Origin of the sequence: Frankia sp. AiPs1, from assembly GCF_023716945.1 — a bacterium.
In the GTDB taxonomy this organism is placed as follows: domain Bacteria; phylum Actinomycetota; class Actinomycetes; order Frankiales; family Frankiaceae; genus Frankia.
On sequence record NZ_JAMQQF010000404.1, the window covers coordinates 1 to 5,493 of the forward strand.

Annotated in this window: 5 protein-coding genes; 2 read left to right on the forward strand and 3 right to left on the reverse strand. The window is 71.8% G+C overall.

Annotated features, from left to right (window positions below):
- Positions 1–648 (forward strand): TerD family protein (locus ND748_RS23955; protein WP_251748211.1); only part of this gene is annotated, 648 nt, incomplete at its 5' end.
- Here ND748_RS23955 and ND748_RS23960 read toward each other — a convergent pair.
- The 3 genes from ND748_RS23960 to ND748_RS23970 all read right to left on the reverse strand — a co-directional run bounded on the left by ND748_RS23960 (position 623) and on the right by ND748_RS23970 (position 3,903).
- On the reverse strand, positions 623–1,567 hold the full coding sequence (locus ND748_RS23960; protein ID WP_251748212.1) for an NAD(P)-dependent oxidoreductase: 945 nt from the start codon (positions 1,565–1,567) through the stop codon (positions 623–625). The two genes, ND748_RS23955 and ND748_RS23960, sit on opposite strands and share 26 nt — an antisense overlap.
- A gap of 129 nt (positions 1,568–1,696) precedes the next feature.
- Positions 1,697–2,911: an acyl-CoA dehydrogenase family protein gene (locus tag ND748_RS23965; protein ID WP_251748214.1), complete on the reverse strand. Its 1,215-nt coding sequence runs from the start codon at positions 2,909–2,911 to the stop codon at positions 1,697–1,699.
- A 32-nt stretch (positions 2,912–2,943) separates the two neighbouring features.
- A complete protein-coding gene (locus tag ND748_RS23970; RefSeq protein ID WP_251748215.1) occupies positions 2,944–3,903 on the reverse strand; it encodes a CoA ester lyase in 960 nt (319 codons plus the stop codon).
- Between the two features lie 319 nt (positions 3,904–4,222).
- On the opposite strand from ND748_RS23970, the gene ND748_RS23975 reads away from it, so the two are divergent.
- Positions 4,223–5,493, forward strand: a 1,271-nt coding sequence (locus ND748_RS23975) for a magnesium transporter MgtE N-terminal domain-containing protein (RefSeq protein WP_251748216.1), incomplete at its 3' end; no start/stop codon positions are given.

Consider the following 5,493-nt stretch of genomic DNA (forward strand, 5'->3'; position numbering starts at 1 on the left):
GGCCAGCCCTGGGGGCCGCCGGCCGGCGGCCAGTGGGGGCCGCCGCCGGCTTCCGGCCAGCCCGGCGGCCGGGTCAACCTGGACAAGGGCCGGGTCTCGTTGGCCAAGGGGCAGAGCGTGTCGCTGGTGAAGACCGGCGCGCCCCCGCTCACCCGGGTGCGGATGGGCCTGGGCTGGGATCCGGCGCAGCGCGGTCGGTCGATCGACCTCGACGCGTCCTGCATCCTGTTCGACGAGCGTGGCAAGGACGTGGACAAGGTGTGGTTCATGTCCAAGAAGGGCGCGCGCGGCGCGGTGCGCCACTCGGGCGACAACCTCACCGGCCGTGGCGACGGTGACGACGAGACGATTCAGGTCGATCTCGCCGCGCTACCCCCGAACGTCGCCACGCTGATCTTCACGGTGAACAGCTTTCAGGGGCAGCCGTTCACCGACGTGCGCAACGCCTACTGCCGGCTCTACGACGACGTCACCGGCCAGGAGCTCGTCCGCTTCGACCTGTCCGAGTCCAAGCCGTCCACCGGGCTGGTGATGTGCCGGGTGCAGCGTGAGGGCGGCGGCCCGACCTGGTCGATGACCGCGATCGGCGAGTTCCACGACGGCAAGACGGTCCGCGCGATGGTCAATCCGTCGAAGCAGTACCTCTGACGTCGGCAGCGGCGGTGCCGCCGCTGTCCGCACCGCTCGCTGCCTGCACCGCGGGGGCGGGCCGGCGCAGCCGGATGATGGCGGTGGCGTCGAGCTGGCCTTCGCCACGGGCCTGCGAGGCGCCGAGGTCGGCCTCGGCGAGCTCGGTCAGCGGCACCTCGACGCCCCGGCGGGCCGCCTCCGCCAGGCAGATTCGCAGGTCCTTGCGCATCCAGTCGACGGCGAAGCCGAAGTCGAACTCATCCCGGATCATGGTGGCGGCACGGTTGGTCAGGTACCAGGAACTCGCGGCGCCACCCGACACGGCGGGTAGCACCTGGGCCAGGTCGAGGCCGGCGGCGGCGGCGAAGTTGAGGGCCTCGGCCGCGCCCTCGATGGCCCCGGCCACCAGGATCTGGTTGACCATCTTCGTGAGCTGGCCGGTGCCGACCGGGCCGATGCGGGTGATCGTCGTCCCGTAGGCGGCCAGCACCGGGCGGACCCGCTCGACCGTGTCCACCTCGCCGCCGCACATGACGCTCAGGCGCCCCGCCTCGGCACCGGCCTGTCCGCCGGACACCGGCGCGTCGACGAAACCGACTCCGACCTTCGCCGCCTGCGCCGCGATCTCAGCGGCCAGCTCCGCCGACGTCGTCGTGTGGTCGACGATCGTCGCCCCCGGCGCCAGCGCGCCGAGCGCGCCGTCCGGCCCGAGCAGCACCCCGCGGACGTCGTCGTCGGCCCCGACGCACACGCAGACCACCTCGGATCCGGCGGCGGCCTGCGCCGGCGTCGCCGCGACCCGGCCCGGATGCGCGGCCGACCAGCGCGCCGCCGTCGCCTCCGTGCGGTTGTACACGACGGTGTCGAATCCGGCGCGGGCGAGATGGCCGGCCATGGGGAAGCCCATGGTGCCGAGGCCGACGAAGGCAACCTGCATCAACGTGCTCCTGTCCCGGATGGTCGGTCAGGAGCAGACTACGCAAGACGGACCGGCGGCCGCCGTGATGATCGGCCGCCGTGATCGGGCGCTGCGGTCGGCGGCTGCGGTCGCCCCGGCCCGAGCGGGTCAGCGCGGCGTTTCGTACTCGCGCAGCAGGGCCCGGCTGATGATCCGCTTCTGAATCTCGGAGGTGCCCTCGCCGATGAGCATGAAGGGTGCCTCCCGGTACAGCCGCTCGATCTCGTACTCCTTCGAGTAGCCGTAGCCGCCGTGGATGCGGAACGATTCCGTCGTCACCTCGTGGCAGTACTCGCTGGCCAGATACTTCGCCATCCCGGCGGAGACGTCGTTGCGCTGTCCGCTGTCCTTCTTGCGGGCGGCGCTGACCATCATCAGGTGGCCGGCCTCGACCTTGGTCGCCATCTCGGCGAGCTTGAAGGCGATGGCCTGGTGTTCGGCGATCGGCCGACCAAAGGTACGCCGGGTCTGCGCATAGGCGACGGCGAGCTCGAAGGCGCGGATCATGATGCCGCAGGCCCGGGCGGCGACGTTGACCCGGCCCACCTCGACGCCGTCCATCATCTGGTAGAAGCCCTGGCCGCGGCCGTCGTCGCCGCCGAGAATCGCCGCGGCCGGCACCCGGTGGTCGGTGAGGACCATCTCGGTCGTCTCGATACCCTTGTAGCCGAGTTTGTCGATGCTGCCGGGAATGGTGATCCCGCCGTGGCTGCCGAAGCCCGGTTCCTTTTCCAGCAGGAAGGTGGTCATGTTCCGGTAGACCGACTCGGCGCCCTCGTCGGTCTTCACCAGGGTGGCGACGATGCCGGCCCGTGCGCCGTTGGTCAGCCACATCTTCTGCCCGTTGAGCACGTAGCCGCCGTCGCCGTCGCCGCCGGCCTGCCGGTCGGCCCGGCTGGTGATCGCCGCGACATCCGAGCCGCAGCCGGGCTCGCTCATCGAGAACGCGCCGCGCAGCTCGCCGGTCGCCATGCGCGGCAACAACCGGCGGCGCTGGTCGGCGCTGCCGTGCCGGGCGATCAGGTAGGCGACGATGAAATGGGTGTTGACGACCCCGGCGACGCTCATCCAGCCTCGGGCGATCTCCTCCACGACGAGTGCGTAGGTGAGCAGCGACTCGCCCAGCCCGCCGTACTGCTCGGGAATGGTGATCCCGAACAGCCCCATCTCCTTCATCGACTCGACGATGGACTCCGGGTATTCGTCGGCGTGTTCGAGCTCGGTGGCGAACGGAAGGATTTCCTTGTCGACGAACGTGCGCACCGCCGCGAGAATGTCGCGCTGCACGTCGGTCAGGTCGTCGGTCTGCGCGATGCGGCCCATCGGTCGTCCCCTCCTGCGGCCTGCACGGCCGGCTAGCGCCCGACGCCGATCGGCGGCTCGAACTTCCGCGTGCGGGCGAGCCCCGCGGCGCGGCCCTTGCCCGCGACGACCTCGGCCATCTTGCGGCTGGCCTCGTCGATCATCTCGTCGCCGAGCATCACCGCGCCGGTCAGCCCGCCCTCGGTCGAGGTGTGCCAGGCGTACGCGTCGAGGATCAGCTCGGCGTGGTCGTAGTCGGCCTGGCGCGGCGCGTAGATCTCGTTGGCCGCCTCGATCTGGCTGGGATGCAGCACCCATTTCCCGTCGAAACCGAGTGCGGCCGAGCGGGCGGCGGTCGCCCGGAAAGCCGCGGTGTCGCGGATCTGCAGGAAGGGGCCGTCGATCGCCTGCACCCCGCGGGCGCGGGCGGTCTCGAGAATCTTGAACAACACGTAGTGAAAGGGGTCGCCCGGGTAGTCCGGGCTGAGCGCGCCGACCGTGAGCGACGGCATGTTGATCGAGGCCATGAAGTCGGCCGGGCCGAAGATGATGGTCTCGATCCGGGGGCTGGCGAAGGCGATCTCGCGCACGTTCGACAGGCCGAGCGCCGTCTCGATCTGCGCCTCGATTCCGATCCGGCCGACCTCGAACCCCAGTACCTTCTCGATCTGGGTGAGCAGCAGGTCCAACCAGGCCACCTGGGCGGCGGACTGCACCTTCGGCAGCATGACGCAGTCCAGGTTCGCGCCGGCGCCCTCGACGACCTCGATGACGTCGCGGTAGGTCCAACGGGTCGTCAGGTCGTTCACCCGGACGACGCGGGTCCGGCCCGCCCAGTCGCCCTCGTTGAGCGCCGCGACCACGTTCGCCCGGGCAGCCTCCTTCGCGCCGGGCGCGACCGAGTCCTCCAGATCGCAGAACACCTGGTCGGCGGGCAGGCCCTGGGCCTTGCCGAGCATCTTCGTCGAGGATCCGGGGACGGCCAGGCAGGACCGGCGGGAACGCTGCGGCATGATCTCTATGTTAGCTATCCGTAACTCATTGTGCTCATCGCCGGTCCGGGATCCCCGCATGGATCCGATCGGTGCGCATTTCCGGGCCTTCCTGTGCCCGTCTGTGCGTACCTGTGTCCGCCCTAGACCCCCGGGGGTGCGGACCTGGGTCCGGCCGTCCGGGACGGGCCCACCGGCCCTGTGACTGCCCAGGCGGGCGGGTATGTCGGGGTCGGGGTTGCGGGACGCGCCCGCGCGGGTAGCCTCCGGCCGTGAACAGGACTGCGGTGCCGGCCCGCGGCGGTATGTCCGCCTCGGCCGGAAACGGCCGGTGACCATGATGCCCACGCGCCCCGCCCAGTCCAGGGTGTACTGCCGCCGCCTCGCCGGCCTGCTGGTCCTCGACCCGAACGGCGACCAGGTCGGCCGGGTCCACGACATCATCGTCACGCTGCGCCTCGGGCACGAGCCGCCCCGGGTGCTGGGACTTGCCGTCGAGGTCCAGCGTCGGCCGATCTTCGTCCCGATCGGGCGGGTCACGGGCGTGGAGTCCGGCGCGGTCGTGCTCTCCTCGGCCCGGCTGAGCTGGCGGCGCTTCCAGCAACGGCCGAACGAGACCCGGGTCCTCGGCGAGCTGCTCGACCGCCGCGCGACGCTGCTGTCCTCGGGCACCGAGGTCACCGTCGTCGACGCCGCGATCGAGCCGATCCGCGGCGGGGACTGGGTGCTCGACCAGGTGGCGGTCCGCACCGGGCGGGGTCGGCGCGGCGAGGTGCGCACCGTGGTCTGGGACGAGGTCACCGGCCTGTCGCTGGCCGAGGGGGGCCAGGGTGCGGCGAACCTGCTGGCCGCGTTCGAGAAGCTGCGCCCCGCGGACCTCGCGACCCTGCTGCACGACCTGTCCGACAAGCGGCGCGCCGAGGTCGCCGCGGCCCTCGACGACGAACGGCTCGCCGACGTCCTCGAGGAACTGCCCGAGGACGAACAGGTGGAGCTGCTCGGCGGGCTCGCCGAGGAACGCGCCGCCGACGTGCTGGAGGCGATGGACCCCGACGACGCGGCGGACCTGCTCGGCGAGCTGCCCGCCGAGGACGCCGAGCGGCTGCTGCGGCTGATGGAGCCGGACGAGGCCGCCGACGTGCGCCGCCTGCTGCGCTACGCCGACGACACCGCTGGCGGGATCATGACCAGCGAGCCGGTCGTGCTCGCCCCGAACGCGACGGTGGCCGAGGCACTCGCGCGCATCCGCGAGCGGGAGCTGTCCCCGGCGCTGGCCGCGCAGGTCTACGTGGTCCGTCCGCCCTACGAGACGCCCACCGGCCGCTACCTCGGCCTCGCCCACTTCCAACGGCTGCTGCGGGAGCCGCCGTCCACCCTGGTCGGCGGCGTGATCGACGTGGACATCGCGTCGCTGCGGCCGGAGACCCCGCTCGCCGAGGTCACCCGGCTGCTGGCGTCGTACAACCTGGTCGCCGCGCCGGTGCTCGACCGCGGCGGACGGCTCGTCGGCGTGGTCACCGTCGACGACGTCCTCGACCACCTGCTGCCGGCCGACTGGCGCGAGCGCCAGCTCGAATCCGACCTCGACACGCACCCGGCGCCGGGTGCGTC

Bases quoted from the DNA above. Each gene is read 5' to 3' on its own strand.
- ND748_RS23965 (WP_251748214.1), bottom strand. From the start codon at position 2,911: ATGGGCCGCATCGCGCAGACCGACGACCTGACCGACGTGCAGCGCGAC.
- ND748_RS23960 (WP_251748212.1), bottom strand. From the start codon at position 1,567: ATGCAGGTTGCCTTCGTCGGCCTCGGCACCATGGGCTTCCCCATGGCC.
- ND748_RS23970 (WP_251748215.1), bottom strand. From the start codon at position 3,903: ATGCCGCAGCGTTCCCGCCGGTCCTGCCTGGCCGTCCCCGGATCCTCG.